Raw genomic sequence first — 16,398 nt, forward strand, 5'->3', positions numbered from 1 at the left:
ACTATAAACGAAGTTCAGAAGTAGAAAAGCAGAGAAAGCATGGATTCATGATAAAAGTAGTTGGCAGTGTGCCTCTTGCAGCAATCTTAATCACCGGACAGAACTTAACTATGCAGGGATATACGATGGAACAAATAAAGCCGTACTTGTTCATCGCAGCATTGATCACTATCTTCATTCCCGGCTACATCTATTTACTATACACATTATTTAGTGAAGACTCTTTCAAAAATTATAATGACCCTGGTAAATATAAGAGCTCATACCTCTATATACATCGAAAGGTTTTAATGCCCATTACCGTCACTGTACCTATCATTATTCTTACGATATACATATATAACTTAGGTGTTAAAGCACTTTAACTTCGCCGGGAAATGGAGGTGACACCATGAAGCAACAGCTCCAAACATTTCTGCAAACTGAAATATCTGATCAAGACTTCTACGATGGCATTTTTGACTTTATCATGAATGAGAATATTAGATGCGGAGAATATGAATGTAATCAGTATGTAGTGAAAAAAATGGATCTATTAAACTTCATTGTTTTTGAAGAATACGTTATTGACGGGAATAGAGAAATCCATCAATCGTTTTCTATAGGTCGAAGTAAATTGATCGGAAGTTTGAATGAGTCTGCACTGAAACAGGGTTTTGACATTAGCGCAGCCATTGAAAGTCAGTCATAAATTCCGATCGGTTCCGGGTGCCTTGCCTTTTTTCTGGTATGTATTGTCAAAGTGCCAGCATTCTGGAATACTAGAGCCTGGTATAAACCAGGGAGGTACTTAATCAATGATTGTTTTCGGTTACATAGGATGGGTATTCATGCCATTACTCTGTATCCTTTTTTGCTTGAACTTAGTTTCGATATTAAAGAAGGTTCACAGAGAAGAGGCTACAGGCAAAAATACGTTTTGGCTTACCTTCTCGTTCACGCTGATCATGTGGAGTATCGCTGTTATTTCATCCATTGGTGATGCTTAAAACGGGAAAACAGAGAGCCCCTGAATATTTCGGGGGCTCTTTGGCTTAGTTCTCTACATAATTCTTAAACCGATCCAAAATCGCCTGCCATCCCTGCTGCTGCATATCAACAGGGTTCTCGGAATCAGGGTCGAAGGTCTCCACGATTTCGGTTTCGTTCCCGTGGCCTTTGAATGTGATACTTACGGTCCGTCCGTCTTCCATGGAATACGCGATGACCTCGTTAGTTTTGACCTCGTCATACGTGCCGCCAAAATCAAATCCGAAGCTGCCGTCTCTCGCTTCCATCCTTGAAAGGAATTTTCCGCCTATCCGCAGATCATTCTCTGCGAATGGTGTATGCCAGTCATCGGAAGCAGCATTCCATTTTGTGATGTGATTCGGCTCTGTCCAATATTCCCATACTTTTTCCACCGGAGCCTGCACAGTGGTTTGAATCGTGATTTTGTCTGATGTTCCCATTCTACTTAACTTCCTTTCCCTTACGAAAATTGTTGTTGTTCAAACAGGTGTAAGAATCTATTTATATTGTACATGGTCCCTGGAAACGGCACTACTGCTTTCTGTACTGATTTTGTCCGGCTTAGGCAAAATGTGTAAAGTTTTTCTTGAGTATGGATATTGGTTTTGAAATAATTGGAATTGTATAGATGCGTTGATACCTTTTATCCGCATGTAAAACTTTTGAGAGACTGATAATTTTGGATGCAGCGGGTTAGTCTTACTTCAGATGATTTTTGATGTATATCCAAAAGGAATTGAAAAAGGAGGAGAAGTAATGAGCAGTGCTTTAATCATCATCGATGTACAAAAAGGCATGTTCCCTGCAGGCGCCGCAGTATATAAAGGGGATGGCCTCATTTTCACCATCCAGAACCTGTTGGGGAAAGCCCGTGCTGCCGGCGTCCCGGTCATTTACATACAGCATAATGCTCCTGCAGGGAAGCCGCTTGAATACGGGACGGAAGGCTGGAAAATACACGAAGGGATCAAACCGCGGTCCGTCGATGTAATCGTTCAAAAAACAACCCCGGATTCATTCTTCCATACCACATTGGATAAAGAGCTGAATAAAAAAGGCATCGACCATCTGTATCTTGCAGGCATCCAGACCGAAGCGTGCGTGGACACGACCTGCCGGAGTGCGTTCGGTAAAGGATACAAAGTCACGTTAGTCTCGGATGCCCACAGTACATGGGATTCAGGTGAACTGACTGCAAAGCAGATCATCAATCATCATAATGGGGTGCTTCGCTGGTTTGCGGATGTATATCCAGCGGACGAAATTGAATTTGCGGCGGCTCAGCCCGCATCAGAAATGAGGGGGGAATAAAAGTGAGTCGTGCTGTAATCCAGATCGGACTCGGCATAGGAGTCCTGTTCTTTTCCTTATTTGCAACGTTGTTCGAAGGCTCTGAAATTGTGGACAGGCCCTTTGAATGGGAGTATTCTACTCCTTTTTCCGGGCAAGTAAATGCGGCAGGTGACATTTCAAAACTTGATTATTTTGTTTATGCAATCAAGTTCAAGCCTGCATTCCCGATCGTGATGGCAATAAGCTTACTCTATCTATTGGTTGTGGCAGGGTATTTGTTTCTTAGCAGAAAACGATTCTACAGCCTGTACCTGCCGATTTTGGCAGTTCTGCAGTTTGGATTGGGAGCGCTTATGTTTTCGGCAACAACTTCTGGAGCACAATTATTATCATATGTGTTTATAGTCTGCGGGCTTGTAACCGTGCTTGCTGCATTAATGTATCATTTTGCCCCTTTTGGCAGGAGGGTTGTTAATAGGAGGTAAGGTGTTGGGTCGTGGGGACAGGTTCCCTGACCCGTTTTTTGTTCGTTTTAGTATTGAAAGGGTAATATTTTAGCAGTCATTCATTATGAATGGCGAGAAATCTCCTTATCGGCTTGAGATAATCGAGCCGATAAGGGGGTATCCAGGAGGCTGGCCTACTTTTTATTATCAAAAACAGGCCGCTTATTATCAAAAATCTGGATATATTATCAAAAACGGACCATTTATTATCAAAAACAGAAATATATTATCAAAACCTGCGTCCAACCGCTTGTTATACCTGTCAGTGTATTTGTGGAAACCAATTTCCAACACACCATGCATCCCCATAACAAAAAAACGATCCAATGTGGTAAACTAAAAAAACACTATCAACGAAGAGAGGAATAACATGAGTACAATCAAAAAACACAGGGCCGGTAATAAGGCAAAGTTGATCTTCCGGGGATTTATGGTCATTCTCGGGGGATTCATTGCTGCTTATGGCCTGGAAACCGTTTTAATACCAAACAACGTGTCGGATGGGGGCGTGACCGGTGTAAGCATCGTCGGGTCAAAGCTGTTTGGCCTGCCGCTGGGGGTTCTGATTGCTTTACTGAATATCCCTTTCGTCTGGCTGGGATATAAACAAATCGGTAAAAGTTTCGCCATCAATTCGATACTCGGTATCGCTTCACTGGCGATCGGGACGAAATTGATGCATCACACGCCGGCCATCATTGAAGGGGATACGCTGTTAATCACGGTTGTCGGCGGAATCATCCTTGGCTTGGGCCTCGGTATCGCATTGCGTAACGGGGGTGCCTTGGATGGAATCGATATGCTTGCAGTTCTGCTTTCCAGAAAATTGCCGTTCGGGACCAATGACTTTATCCTGATGCTGAATGTCGGAGTTTTTGCAATTGTTTCAACGGTGTTCGGTCTTCAGGGAGCCATCCTTTCAGCCATTGCTTACTTCATCGCTGCAAAAGTCATACATATCGTAGAAGAAGGGCTGAGCGGATCGAAGACATTCCAGATCATCACGACCGAGCCGGAGCTAATGGTTGAAACCATTCGTGACCGACTGGGCCGCAGTGCTACCTACAAAGAAGCATACGGCGGTTATACACACGAAAAATTCAAAGAAATCACCTGCGTCATCAACCGCCTGGAAGAAACAAAACTAAAAGAAATCATTAATGAAATCGATCCGCACTCCTTTGTTACCGTATATGAAGTGGCAGAAGTGAAGGGCGGAAATTTCAAGAAAAGAGATATTCATTAAATTCTTGTCCCCCCACAGCATGATCCTCGGGGTCTCCTCCAGGATCAGACTTATCCATATTAGGGTAAGTCTTTTTTTATGGGAAAATTGCCTTGAGAAGATAACAGGTTTTTGAAATAATTGGTAGATGGGTGTACATGCGTTCAGTCCCAAATTATACAGAGTAGGGGTGGAATGAGTTGATTCACGCATTTTTTTATTGAAAAAGTCCGGATACCGTTCTATGTTTTCTTCTTCTATTTATCAGTCACGTTTTTATTATGGGGAATCGAACAGTTAATGGATAAACAACTTAAAACAGGCTATTTTTATATCATTGTTGCAGTTTTTATGTCTATGAGTCTATTAAAAATCTGCCTTTAGATTTGAGAAGGAGTGTATCAAATGGATAGGAATAATCTAAAAGTCTTCACTACCATCTCATTTTTTATAGCGATCATCACGATTGTGGTTATTCCCTTGTCGCTTTATACATCCGTACCAAAAGGAATCGGCACATTTTCCTTTCTCCTTTCCGTAGTTGGCATCCCTTTAAGCATAGTTTCCATGTTCAGTAAAGAAAATATAGCGAAAAGAATGTTTGCTTTGTTTGTTAATCTGCTTCCATTAAGTTTATTTGCCTATGCTTTTGTAATGGAATTAGCAGATGAGTTTCTTCGGCCGGCACCTTAGGCGAGTGAATCGAAAAACGGCAGCGCAATGGCTGCCGTTAAAAATCGCTATTCAAAAATGCCGGTGAATAATGCACAATCCCCTGCGTTTTTTCAAGAGCCCCCTAAACTAATTCCAATGCCATAAATACATCATCAGAAACTTCGAATGGAGCTTTGATATTCCACCGTGAAGCCCGTTGGAAACCGAATTTAGGGTAATAATCTTTGTGACCCAGCACGATGATTGAGCTGGAACTAAGTTCTCGTGCCTTCTTAATGGCTGTTCGGATCAAAATGCTTCCGATTCCTTTATGTTGATATGCGGGCAAAACAGAAACGGGAGCGAGTGCCAGGGACTCTGTCTTACCAGCATCTTTTTTAGTCTCTAGTGGGAAGGGTAGGTATAAAGTATCGAATTCCCTCTATTTGTAAAAAAAGATCATCATCCACTCTGCATTTTGTTTACAATGATTTAGTAGGTACATAGATATGAAGAATGATAATGGAGGAAATGTTTTGAGAAAATTAATGACCTTTATATGTTCTGCAGCGATTATTCTGGCAGGCTGCGGTTCTGATGACAAAAAAGAAACCAGTGAAAAAACTGATGCAGCGCCAAAAGAAGAAGTGAAAAAAGAAGAACCAACTGAACAATGGTGGAATAAAGAACCAGACTATTATGAAGCGTCGGATGCAGGAAGGGAACTGACTGAGATAGAGAATCAACTGATGAGAAAGCCGGGCCCTTTAAGCGGAGACCAGTATGATGTACAAAAAGCGAAGAAAAAGCTTGATGAACTGCCGAAAGATGCAAGCAAGGATGAAATTGAACGTGCAATCTTGTCCTTGATCCATGAGGATTATCATGAGGAAACGGAAACATTTATTAAATTCGATCCCTCAGTGAATGTCGATGTCAGCCGGCCTGACGAAAAGACAGAAGAGCCGGCAGCTAAAAAATCGCATTTCGCCATTTTATTAGATGCAAGCGGCAGTATGAATGCCAAGAACCAAAATGGTACCAGGATGGATGAAGCAAAGGATGCCATCAACAGCTTTATCGAGACCCTCCCCGGAAACAGTACTTTATCAATCAGGGTTTACGGCCATAAGGGCTCAAGTGCCGATAAAGATAAAGAATTATCCTGCGGGGCGACGGAAAGGATCTATGAGGGCGGGGCGGATTCCGCTAAAGTGACAGAGGCGATGGATAAGCTGGAAGCCAAAGGATGGACCCCGATCGGAAAAGCACTTTCTGAAACCAAAAGCGATATACCGGAAGATGCGGCTGCATCGATTGTCTATGTCGTAAGTGATGGTATTGAAACTTGCGGCAGCGACCCTGTGGCAGAAGCGAAAAAACTTGCAGGCGAAGGAATCCAGCCGATCATTAACATCATAGGTTTCCAGGTTGATAACGAAGCCCAGACCCTTCTGAAAAAAGTGGCCGAGGCTGGGAACGGCGAATTTTCCTATGTCGATTCAAAGCAGGAATTAGAAAAGTATTGGGAAGAAGAATATCAGCGGATGATGGATGCGTGGGACGAATGGAAAGCAGAAGGAATGAAGCAAGCAGATGAAAAAAGTGAAGAATTGATGAATCTGGCAACAGAAACCGGTAATTCCATCATGGATAAATCTGAACTCGAATTTAAACGGGCGGAAGAGTTGATCGCCTATCTTGAGGAAGAACGGAAGTTAGAGAATGCCGGGGATGTGTGGAGTCGCTTCTATGATCGCCAGACTGATATTTGGCAATACGGCTATCACACTTCCACCGACAATTGGCAGGATTCATACCACAACGGGAATGATGTCTGGCGGGAGTTCTACAATGAAGGGAATGCGAAATGGACCGAGTATTACCATAAAACTTATTGAAGCTGAGCCAGGGGGACAGGTACATTGGCTCGTTTCTCCTGGAGAAGCAATGATGCTTGCAAATTTATCAATTCATTACATGCTTCTAAAAACTTCTAAGTTGTGGCATAATAAGGAAAATAACAAGAACAAATGCAATGATAAGGAAAGTAATTCAACATCATTTTCTTCCAGAGAGCTTCGGGAGCTGAAAAGAAGCAGAAAATCGTTGAGTGAAAATGGCCTATGAGCAGCAGCATCGACTTCCCGGTTGGAATAGATGTTGACGAGATTTGACACTCGTTACAAATGTCAAAGTATAAGGGAGTCCATTCTCTCCGTACTTAGTGAGGCTGATCATGCGAGTGATCAGTGAATCAAGGTGGTAACACGAGATAACCCTCGTCCTTAGGCAACTATGTTTGTCTTGGGGCGGGGGTTTTTTATTTTTAAAAGGAGGAAGAAAGATGACTATATTAATTGGAGGGGCATGGCCGTATGCGAATGGTTCACTTCATTTGGGGCATATCGCGGCGTTATTGCCGGGGGACATTCTGGCCAGATATTACAGGCAGAAAGGCGAACGTGTCCTGTATGTTTCCGGCAGCGATTGTAACGGGACACCGATATCGATACGGGCAAACCAGGAGCATACCACGCCGGAGGAAATTGCCAACCGTTATCATCAAGAATTCGAAGAGTGCTTTACGAAACTGGGTTTCACCTATGACCTTTATACCCGTACAGACGCTGATCATCATCATAAGTCTGTGCAGGCCATATTTTTGGAGCTGCTGGAAAATGGATACCTTTATAAAAAGAAAATCGAGCAGGCATACTGCCAAACCGATCAACAGTTTTTACCCGACCGGTTTGTAGAAGGGACCTGCCCTATCTGCGGGGCAAAAGCAAGAGGGGATCAATGCGATCAATGTTCTGCGATCCTCGATCCACTTGAACTAATAGACAAGCGCTGCAAAATCTGCGGGAACCAGCCTGCCATCAAAGAAACCGAGCACTATTATTTTTCATTCAGCAAATTCCAGGAGAGGTTACAAGAATATTTGAAGTTTGCACAGAAGGAGACCAGATGGCGGGAAAATGCCATTTCTTTAACGAGCAGATATTTAAAAGAAGGGGTGCCGGACAGGGCGGTGACACGTGACCTGCCAAACGGAGTCGATGTTCCCGTTGCCGGTTTTGAAAACAAGAAAATATATGTGTGGATCGAAGCGGTATCGGGCTATTTAACGGCAAGTATGGAATGGGCAAAACATGCAAATGAAAAAATAGAAGACTGGTTGAATGAGGAAACCATCTCCTATTATATTCACGGGAAGGATAACATCCCGTTCCATACTGTCATCTGGCCGTCGATCTTAATGGGTCTCAACAATCCAGCTTTGCCCACACATATTATCTCAAATGAATATCTGACTTTGGAAAAACGGAAGCTGTCGACGAGTCAAAATTGGGCTGTCTGGGTCCCGGACATTTTAAAGAGATATGACCCGGATTCCATCCGCTATTTCTTAACCATCAATGCACCTGAAAACAGGGATACTGACTTTTCATGGCGTGAATTTATCTACAGTCACAACAGCGAACTTCTTGGTGCGTATGGCAACTTTGTCAACCGCACAGTGAAGTTCATTCAAAAATCGTATGACGGTATCGTGCCTGAAGGACAAATTGATAGAGAAATTAAAATGAAGATTTGTCAGCTCTACAAAGAGGTGGGAGCTTTAATCGAAGATGCACAATTAAAAAAATCTTTGGACACCCTGTTTGAGTTTGTGCGCTATGCCAACAAGTACTTTGATCAGCAAAAACCCTGGATACAAATTCATGAAGAAAAGCCTTCCTGTGATAATACGATGGCCAATTGCATTTACATTATCTCAAACCTTGCACAGCTCCTGCAGCCTTTTCTCCCTTTTTCGAGTGCGAAAGTGAAAGGCATGCTTGGATTGAATGATTTTAAGTGGGAGGAAATTGAGTCAGGGGTATTGACTCTTAAAGACATCGAGCCGCTTTATAAGAGGATTGATTTGAGGGAGATTGAGGAGGAGTTAAGCAGATTGAAAGAAGGGGTTTCAAGTTAGAAGTTATATTTCTCTGATGGAAAAAGCTCGATATCCTGCTATCGGGCTTTTTTATTCTAGATAAACATTGTAGAATGTGGTTATTTTTGGAATAATTAGAATTAAGTTAATTGAAGTGTATAAAGGAGGAGTCTATGAAAAAAGAGCACCCTCTAACCATTGCAATTGCTGCCATTTCAGGTGGAGGAAAAACAACAATAACAAAACAACTGAACAGAACTTTGCCAAATAGTAAATCGCTATTATTCGATGATTATGATTTTAAAGGGCCTGATGATTTTATCAAATGGATTGAAAATGGGGGACATCCGGATGAATGGGACCTGTCTCCCCTTATCAGAGATATAAAAGCGATAAGGATGGAAGCTTTGGACTACCTCATATTGGATTTTCCATTTGCCCATTTACATAGTCAAGCTAATGAATTCATTGATTACGCTATTTTCATAGATACTCCTTTAGATATGGCTATGGCCAGAAGGCTGATAAGGGATTATAGTAATCATCCTTCAGAGAACGTATTTGTGGAACTCGATTTCTACATCAATAAAGGAAGAAGAGCTTATCTTCACATGTTAGAGACAATAAAACCTAATTCAGATTTAATTGTTGATGGAATGTTACCAATCAACGAGATTATAAATTTTATTAGGGAAGCTTTAGAGAAAAGTGATTAGTCGCTAGTATACACCGCTTTTTTGTGGCCTCTTGAATTAAATCGAAACAAATCAGAATCGAGGTATATCCATGTTTTTTCTACAAATGTCAGGCTTCCCGGGTTCGGGCAAGTCTGCCCTGGCACGCGAGATCGCCGGCAGAACGGGAGCCGTCGTCATTGATCATGATGTAACAAAGACTGCATTGCTGGAGACTCCAGAGGGAGCGGGAATGGACGGAAAGACATCAGGGAGCATTTCTTATCACATCGATTGGTCTATCATCGAATCAATATTATCCCAGGAGCGAAACGTTATTTTTGACAGCCCTTGCCTGTACCAGGAAATGATTATAAAAGGAACTAACCTGGCACGGAAGTATCGTGCTTCATATAAGTATGTTAAATGTTTCCTCGATGATTTTGATTTAATCAACGAACGTCTGAAAAACAGAGAAAGAAAGATAAGCCAGATAAGAGAGGTTAAATCTCTTGAGGGATTTAAGAAGACTCTTGAAAATAGTAAGAAGCCCGAAGGTCATCGATATTTGGTGGTGGATACGAGTATGGGGCTGGATACATATATAGATGAGGTTATGGAATATTTGGTGGAGTGATTTATAGATTGTGAAGTTAGAAAGCAGGGAACCATTTTGGTGAAAATTTTATAGTCTGGTGGAGGTCTACGCATGAAAGCTGTGTTTCTAGACCGTGACGGAACCATAGGAGGGACCGGCGGCGGGATGCATCCATTTGAGTTTGCGCTGTATGATTTTGCTCCGGGTGCGATTAGGTTGCTCAATGAATTGGAAATAAAGATCTTTCTGTTCACCAATCAAACGAGGGTGGGCAGAGGTTATTTTACAGAGGAGGAATTAGTGAGAGGATTCGAGTTGATGAAAGACGAATTGAAACGTAAGTCGGCTTTCATCGATGATATTCTTTATTGTCCGCATCACCCTGAGGACGGCTGTGACTGTCAGAAGCCTAGAATTGGATTATTACTGAAAGCACAAGAGAAGTATGGTTTAAAACTTGAAGAATGCTATGTTGTAGGCGATACAGGAAGTTCGGATATGTCAGCGGCACACCTTGCAGGTGCCAAAAAAGTGCTCGTGAAAACAGGCTGGGGTGAAAGCTCCCTTACTAAATACCGGGAGAGCTGGGCAGGAATCGAACCGGATTTCATTGCAGAGGATTTGAGAGAGGCTGTGGCGTGGATAGGTGGGGATTTGCTGGATACATAGACTTTTTTCAACTTAATAAGCAATTCTTTTATTTTGTCGGTTCAAAAAGCTTCTATATGGAAAGTAGACCTGTTGGTAAGAGGGGTATTATTGACTCAGGAAAAATTATATTATCAAAAACGGCCAAGTTATTATCAAAAACTTGGATATATTATCAAAAACCATTTATTTATTATCAAAAATAGAGATATATTATCAAATCGCCAAATTGAGGGCTTGTAATACCCTGTGGTGTGTGGAGGCGCTTGATTCTTTGAAGCCAGCAAAAAAATAATTTTTAAATCCTATAGCATTGAAAAAAGGAGGGATTTTATTTTGAATAGACCAGAAGTAATCGTAAACGTCTTCTCTTCAATCGACGGGAAGATGACGACAGCACCGGGTAAAAATGTAGCCGAATGGACAGCGGCCGGGGTCGAAGGCGGGGCGAATGAAATCACGCACCGGCTGTATGATGAGCTGGAGTGTGACGGGTTGGTATCTGGCAGCGAAAGTCTAATCGTCTGGGGGAAGGATTGGGTGGAACTCGATCAGCCAATTTATGAACCTCAAAAATCCAAGGCGTACATTGTATTTGATGGGAAAGGGCGCATTGACTGGTACCAGACAGAGGGATTATTGGTCGTGACGAAAGAAGACGTGTCAGATTCATATATGCAGCAGTTGAACGAGAAAGGAATTCAATACATCACGGCAGGCAGAGGAGAGTACATTGATCTTCCTTCTGCCCTCCACAAATTATATGAATTTGGCTTCAGGAGATTGGGACTGAGCGGTGGCGGTACGATAAATGGAGCATTTCTGAGGCAGGGGCTCGTTGATGAAATCAGTTTGGTGATGGCTCCTTTAGCGGTCGGGGGAACTTCCACTCCGTCACTCTTTGATTCTGAGGATTTAAAAGGACTGGACGGTGCGGCAAAATTGGAGTTGAAAGATCTGCAGCGTGTCGGGAATGGGTCGGTTTGGCTCCGTTATAAGGTGAAGAGGTAAGGACTCCAGGATCAAAGTTAATTAAAAAAGGAGCGATACACATGATCAATTATAATGGACGGACATTCGTATCAACTGAAAATACGGCTAACGGTGAAGTTTCCTCAAAAACGTTTTTTGAATACAAGCAAGACGGTAATATCCTTTCAGCGGCGTATAGCGGAGGCGAAATTAAGAAAGGTACGCTGATGGGGATTGTGAAAGAAGATGGTTCCTTAACCTTCCGATACAACCATGTAAACGTCCAAAATGAAATACGGGGAGGGCAGTGCACTTCCACACCTGAAATTCTGTATGATGGCAGGATCAGGCTCCATGAAAACTGGAAATGGCTTGATCATGACCAGAGTGAAGGAGAATCGATTGTGGAGGAAGTAAAATAATATCGGATTCTTGAGAGGACGGACATGAATGCGCGGAACTGGGAACTTTGAGTTGAAACATATCGTCAACCTGCTTGATATTGATTTACATAGTTTGATAGAGCAAAGCAAAGAAGATGGGTTTCGGTTCTTAGAAAGATTAGTCAATGATTATAAAAGTGGAAGCAACACGTTTAACCGTGAAGGGGAAGTTCTGATCGGAGTGTTCAACGAAAAAGGGATCCCGGCTGCGATCGGCGGTTTGAACAGGGATCCCTTTTCCAAAGATAAAAACATAGGCAGACTGAGAAGATTTTATATCAGCAAAGAGGTAAGGAGAAGCGGTATAGGCAGCCTGCTGGTGAATAGAATCATAGACGAGGCAAAAAGACACTATGAAATAGTGGTGCTTCACACAGACACAGAACAGGGTGATCGGTTTTACCGGGCGGTTGGATTTTCGAGGGGGGATCTTTATCCTGGGTCGAGTCATTATTTAGTGCTTAATAAATGAATGTGAGTTTTAAAGAACTTATCCAAAGGAGGATAAGTTCTTTTTTAAATATTCCAAATTAAAGGAGATGGATGTCCGAAAGAAGAACTAAACAGGTAAAAGGAGAGATGCACAATGGAATATAAAAAAATCAAACACCAATTCAGGTTGATCGGCATGAAGAATAATGGAGCATATGCTGAGTTTGGTACAGAGATACCGAAAGCAGCCCGGCAATTTATGGCGAAGGCAGCGGACTATAAACACCTGGCGGGTACTGAAATTGCAGTCTTTGAACCAAAAAAGGATGAACATCACTTGGAGGGCCAGTATTATGTGGGGCTGATTGTCGACGAAGGGACGAATGACGTACCAGACGGGATGGATGTAATCGAACTGAACGAGGAGTACGTGACTGCGAGAGGGAGCATCGACCAAATCGGCAGCCTGCATAAGGGGCTCGTGAAGTGGGCGGAGGAGCAGGGATTCAGGCGGAACCCGGACGCTTATATTGTGGAGACGTACCACCCTGTGGAAAACGGGGACGAAGAGGTAGAAGTATATTTGCCGGTTTATGCCTAAGCAAATGATTGAAAGGGGTACTGAAGAGATGGAGAATGTAAAATCGTTAAGTCTGGATGGAGTAAAGACAATGGAGGAGAAAAAGTTAGTAGGTTTCCGGGTTGTCGGCGGTGACATAGCAGATTTTCAGGAAGAAATCCCGAAAGCTTCATTGAAGCTCGCTCAACGTGAAAAGGAAATTAAACACCTGGTCGAGCCGATTAAACTGATCGGTGCTTTCAAAGCTTCAGAGACATCAGAGGAAGATGACGGGTACTGGTCCTGTTTCGAGGTTCATGACTTTGAGGAGATCCCCGAAGGCATGGTCAAGCTGACAGTCCCTCTCCAGAAATATGCCGTATTGAATTTCACTGGTCGTGCTTCAGAAATTCACCGCGTATATGACCATCTTCATCAATGGATCCATGAGAATGGCCATAAAAGGACCCCGGATAAATGGACACTGGAAATCTATTCGAAATGGACGGAGAATGAAGATATCGTGGACCTGTGTGACCCGGTCCTCTAACTCAATGGCTTACCCCTGCCCGGTCGATCAGACTGGGTTCTTTTTATGAAAAAATTAAGAACCATCCCTATATCATTATGTAGTATCTGCTGGTAAAATTAGGGTTATGAAACTTGTAACCTACATAAGGATGATATGCGGGTCAAGGGACCTGTCCCCCTGACCCGCTTGGAGGTGCTGTGATGCTGGATATTAAAACTGATCGCAGGTTTAAGGTGATTGAACCGGTCAATAAGGGCTGGTCGAGTGATAAGAAGTATTACGTGGAGACTGTTACGGGTGAGAGGCTGCTTCTCAGGACGGCGGACCGCTCCCAGTATGAGATGAAGAAAAGTGAGTTTGAAGCGATGAAGCAGCTGGCGGAAAAGGGGATTTCGATGTCGAACCCGCTTGAATTTGGCTTATGCGACGACGGGGAGAGTGTCTACACACTCTTTACTTGGTGCGACGGTGAAGATGCCGCCGAGGTTTTGCCAAAGCTGACCGATACGGAACAGTATGAGCTGGGGCTGAAATCGGGCCGGTATCTCCGTCAGATCCACTCGGTCCCTGCACCTGCCGATGAAGAGAGTTGGGAAATGAAGTTCAACCGGAAAGCGGACAGCAAGATCAAACAGTATAAGGACTGCCCGATTAAAATTGACGGCGGTGACCAGATCATTGCATACATAGAAGCAAACAGGTATCTCCTCCGGGGACGGCCGCAATCGTTTCATCACGGAGACTATCACGTTGGAAATATGGTCATTTCTGAAGAAAAGGAACTGTCTATCATCGATTTCAACCGTCATGACTTCGGTGATCCGTGGGAAGAGTTCAACAGGATCGTGTGGAGTGCTTCTGCAAGTCCGCATTTTGCCACCGGACAGCTCAACGGATACTTTGGCGGCAGACCGCCACAGGAGTTCTTCAAGCTCATGGCTTTTTACATAAGCAGTAATATGCTGTCGTCAATATCTTGGGCGATTGTTTTTGGAGAAAAAGAGGTTGAGGTCATGAAGGAGCAGGCAAAAGAAGTCATGGAATGGTTCGACGACATGAACAATCCGGTGCCGACCTGGTATCTGGAAAACTTCTATGTTCAGTACATATACGGGATTCCATACAAATTGAAATCTCCTTTCGACTTTTCATTCATGGAGCAGTACGGGGAAGTCTTCAAAGTGTATGACGATCAAGATTCCGGCAATATTTGCTTTGGAGTGAAGAATGGTGACGGCCGATATTTTATAAAATTCGCAGGTGCCCCGACAGTGAGGTACAGTGGTAAACCGGTAGATGCTGTCGCTGAACTGAAAGCTGCCGCTCACGTTTATAAGGAACTGGCCCACCCTCACCTGATCCCGCTGATCCGGACGGAGGAAGTCGGCGGCGGGTTTGCAGCCATTTTTGAATGGACAGATGGTGAATGCATGGGAAGAATGTATCCCCTTTCCAGGGAGAAATTCATGATGATGCCAGATAGAACAAGGCTCGGTGTGTTCAACGATATCATCGATTTTCACATACACGTAATTGCCAAAGGTTACGTGGCCATCGATTTTTACGACGGCAGCATCCTGTATGATTTTAAAAAAGAAAAGACATTCATCTGCGATATCGACCTCTATTCCAAACGTCCCTATATAAATGAGATGGGGAGGATGTGGGGCTCATCACGCTTCATGTCCCCGGAAGAATTCGAGCTTGGGGCGGAAATAGACGAAGCCACCAATGTCTACCTAATGGGAGCAACCGCCTTCGCCCTGTTCGGCGGCGAAACAGACCGTTCCCGCGACCAATGGAGGCTGAGCGGCGAACTCTGCAATACAGCAACCAAAGCAGTCAGCGATGATCGGACCAGCCGCCACCAAACCCTGACCGAGTTTAAGGAAGAGTGGGTCAGGGGGACAGGTACGTTGACCCGGTAAGGTGTCACAACTATAGGCGTTAATGCAAAAGAGGAAGGCGATTCACATGAAAAAATTAGTAATAGTTGTATCGGTTTTTGCAGCTGCCATGTTTCTCGCAACTTGTCAGCAAGACCGATCAGAAAAGATGGTCCTGCTGGAGGAGAAAATCACCGCAGTGGACATATCGGGTTCGAAAGGGCTGGGAGGGATGAATGAGGAAGTCCTGAGGTCATTCAAGGATAAGGACTCCCTTTCCATTTTCAAAACAGCCATCACGACTGCTCGCAAGCAGCCAGGGAAAGTGGATCTGACGGAACCTGATTATGATCTCATGGTGCAGTATGAATCCGAAGAGGAGGCCCTACCCACACACGGCATTCATTTATGGCTTGGCGATGAAGGAGATGCGAGCACCTTCGTGTATATCGGGGATGACACCATTTATCACGCACCCCCGGAAATTACGAAGAAGTTAAGGGGATTGATTGTTTCGGATGGGTGAAATCGGGGCATTCAGTTTTTCACCAGATTAAGCAATGGTCCATACCCCGGCATGCCGGCGGCAAGGGCCGATTTTTATGATAAAATTTAGTACGGTTCCTTAAAGCTGACACCTTAGAGGACTTCATGAAAATACTTACAAAGATAAATAAGGGGGAATCAGTAGTGGCGATTGTCAGTTTTTTGCTTATCGGATGGATCTTAGGCTGGTTCAAATTTGATGAATTATTCATCCAGGCAATCAAGGAACTGTTCTCAAAAGAAATTACGAAAGCAAGCTATTATTTTGTGTTTTTCTGTATAGGGGCACTTGGTGATATTGTCTTGTTCTTTAAAGGAATTTATTTTTTCCTTTCATAAAAACCACGGGGACAGGTATGCCGGCACGCTTTCGAAGTGAGGCCGCGGTACCTGTCCCCGCGGCTTTTTTTTATTCCTGAAAACTTCCCACCCTGTACATAGATTGTTAATAATTTCGTAATATTTTCCTTCTA

19 protein-coding genes, 1 pseudogene and 1 other annotated feature are annotated in these 16,398 nt (G+C 43.5%); of the genes and pseudogenes, 18 read left to right on the forward strand and 2 right to left on the reverse strand.

Annotated elements, in window-relative coordinates; translation table 11 throughout:
* The first annotated feature begins 391 nt into the window (after positions 1 to 391).
* Entirely contained in the window at positions 392 to 691 is a 300-nt protein-coding gene (locus BHE18_RS18555; RefSeq protein ID WP_071619999.1) for a hypothetical protein, read from the forward strand.
* A 343-nt stretch (positions 692 to 1,034) separates the two neighbouring features.
* Here the strand turns inward: BHE18_RS18555 and BHE18_RS18565 are convergent, their stop codons facing one another.
* A complete protein-coding gene (locus BHE18_RS18565; protein WP_071620001.1) occupies positions 1,035 to 1,451 on the reverse strand; it encodes an SRPBCC family protein in 417 nt (138 codons plus the stop codon).
* A 316-nt stretch (positions 1,452 to 1,767) separates the two neighbouring features.
* Between BHE18_RS18565 and BHE18_RS18570 the strand changes: the two genes are divergently transcribed.
* The 4 genes from BHE18_RS18570 (at position 1,768) to BHE18_RS18585 (ending at position 4,728) form a co-directional block, all read left to right on the forward strand.
* Positions 1,768 to 2,322: a cysteine hydrolase family protein gene (locus tag BHE18_RS18570; protein WP_071620002.1), complete on the forward strand. Its 555-nt coding sequence runs from the start codon at positions 1,768 to 1,770 to the stop codon at positions 2,320 to 2,322.
* A gap of 2 nt (positions 2,323 to 2,324) precedes the next feature.
* The gene (locus BHE18_RS18575) at positions 2,325 to 2,789 is read left to right on the forward strand and encodes a YjdJ family protein (RefSeq protein WP_071620003.1); all 465 of its coding nucleotides are present in this window, start codon (positions 2,325 to 2,327) and stop codon (positions 2,787 to 2,789) included.
* Between the two features lie 391 nt (positions 2,790 to 3,180).
* Positions 3,181 to 4,056, forward strand: a complete 876-nt coding sequence (locus BHE18_RS18580; protein WP_071620004.1) for a YitT family protein — start codon at positions 3,181 to 3,183, stop codon at positions 4,054 to 4,056.
* A 384-nt stretch (positions 4,057 to 4,440) separates the two neighbouring features.
* Positions 4,441 to 4,728: a hypothetical protein gene (locus BHE18_RS18585; RefSeq protein ID WP_071620005.1), complete on the forward strand. Its 288-nt coding sequence runs from the start codon at positions 4,441 to 4,443 to the stop codon at positions 4,726 to 4,728.
* Between the two features lie 103 nt (positions 4,729 to 4,831).
* Here the strand turns inward: BHE18_RS18585 and BHE18_RS18590 are convergent.
* A pseudogene (locus BHE18_RS18590) lies at positions 4,832 to 5,068 on the reverse strand (GNAT family N-acetyltransferase); the annotation flags it as partial.
* A gap of 157 nt (positions 5,069 to 5,225) precedes the next feature.
* Between BHE18_RS18590 and BHE18_RS18595 the strand changes: the two are divergent.
* The 13 genes from BHE18_RS18595 to BHE18_RS18655 all read left to right on the forward strand — a co-directional run bounded on the left by BHE18_RS18595 (position 5,226) and on the right by BHE18_RS18655 (position 16,264).
* Positions 5,226 to 6,590 (forward strand): VWA domain-containing protein, encoded by a 1,365-nt coding sequence (locus BHE18_RS18595; RefSeq protein ID WP_071620006.1) that lies wholly within the window; start codon positions 5,226 to 5,228, stop codon positions 6,588 to 6,590.
* 128 nt (positions 6,591 to 6,718) lie between these two features.
* Positions 6,719 to 6,982 (forward strand) — a binding site (T-box leader).
* Between the two features lie 54 nt (positions 6,983 to 7,036).
* Positions 7,037 to 8,674, forward strand: a complete 1,638-nt coding sequence (gene metG / locus BHE18_RS18600) for a methionine--tRNA ligase (RefSeq protein ID WP_071620007.1) — start codon at positions 7,037 to 7,039, stop codon at positions 8,672 to 8,674.
* Positions 8,675 to 8,808: 134 nt separating this feature from the next.
* Positions 8,809 to 9,351 (forward strand): AAA family ATPase, encoded by a 543-nt coding sequence (locus BHE18_RS18605; RefSeq protein WP_071620008.1) that lies wholly within the window; start codon positions 8,809 to 8,811, stop codon positions 9,349 to 9,351.
* 70 nt (positions 9,352 to 9,421) lie between these two features.
* Positions 9,422 to 9,946 carry an AAA family ATPase gene (locus BHE18_RS18610; protein ID WP_071620009.1) on the forward strand — a complete coding sequence of 175 codons (525 nt, stop codon included), beginning with the start codon at positions 9,422 to 9,424 and terminating at the stop codon, positions 9,944 to 9,946.
* Positions 9,947 to 10,018: 72 nt separating this feature from the next.
* Positions 10,019 to 10,576: a D-glycero-alpha-D-manno-heptose-1,7-bisphosphate 7-phosphatase gene (locus BHE18_RS18615; RefSeq protein ID WP_071620010.1), complete on the forward strand. Its 558-nt coding sequence runs from the start codon at positions 10,019 to 10,021 to the stop codon at positions 10,574 to 10,576.
* Positions 10,577 to 10,891: 315 nt separating this feature from the next.
* Entirely contained in the window at positions 10,892 to 11,566 is a 675-nt protein-coding gene (locus BHE18_RS18620) for a RibD family protein (RefSeq protein WP_071620011.1), read from the forward strand.
* Positions 11,567 to 11,607: 41 nt separating this feature from the next.
* Positions 11,608 to 11,949, forward strand: a complete 342-nt coding sequence (locus BHE18_RS18625) for a n-acetylglutamate synthase (protein ID WP_071620012.1) — start codon at positions 11,608 to 11,610, stop codon at positions 11,947 to 11,949.
* A 28-nt stretch (positions 11,950 to 11,977) separates the two neighbouring features.
* On the forward strand, positions 11,978 to 12,442 hold the full coding sequence (locus tag BHE18_RS18630) for a GNAT family N-acetyltransferase (protein ID WP_071620013.1): 465 nt from the start codon (positions 11,978 to 11,980) through the stop codon (positions 12,440 to 12,442).
* 114 nt (positions 12,443 to 12,556) lie between these two features.
* Positions 12,557 to 13,003, forward strand: coding sequence for a GyrI-like domain-containing protein (locus tag BHE18_RS18635; RefSeq protein WP_071620014.1), 447 nt, complete (start codon positions 12,557 to 12,559; stop codon positions 13,001 to 13,003).
* A 28-nt stretch (positions 13,004 to 13,031) separates the two neighbouring features.
* On the forward strand, positions 13,032 to 13,511 hold the full coding sequence (locus BHE18_RS18640) for a GyrI-like domain-containing protein (RefSeq protein ID WP_071620269.1): 480 nt from the start codon (positions 13,032 to 13,034) through the stop codon (positions 13,509 to 13,511).
* Between the two features lie 182 nt (positions 13,512 to 13,693).
* Entirely contained in the window at positions 13,694 to 15,421 is a 1,728-nt protein-coding gene (locus BHE18_RS18645) for a phosphotransferase (protein WP_071620015.1), read from the forward strand.
* Between the two features lie 46 nt (positions 15,422 to 15,467).
* On the forward strand, positions 15,468 to 15,905 hold the full coding sequence (locus tag BHE18_RS18650; protein ID WP_071620016.1) for a hypothetical protein: 438 nt from the start codon (positions 15,468 to 15,470) through the stop codon (positions 15,903 to 15,905).
* A gap of 125 nt (positions 15,906 to 16,030) precedes the next feature.
* Positions 16,031 to 16,264: a hypothetical protein gene (locus tag BHE18_RS18655; RefSeq protein WP_141771937.1), complete on the forward strand. Its 234-nt coding sequence runs from the start codon at positions 16,031 to 16,033 to the stop codon at positions 16,262 to 16,264.
* The last annotated feature ends 134 nt before the right edge of the window (positions 16,265 to 16,398 follow it).

The organism is Rossellomorea aquimaris (genome assembly GCF_001877785.1).
Taxonomy (GTDB): domain Bacteria; phylum Bacillota; class Bacilli; order Bacillales; family Bacillaceae_B; genus Rossellomorea; species Rossellomorea aquimaris_A.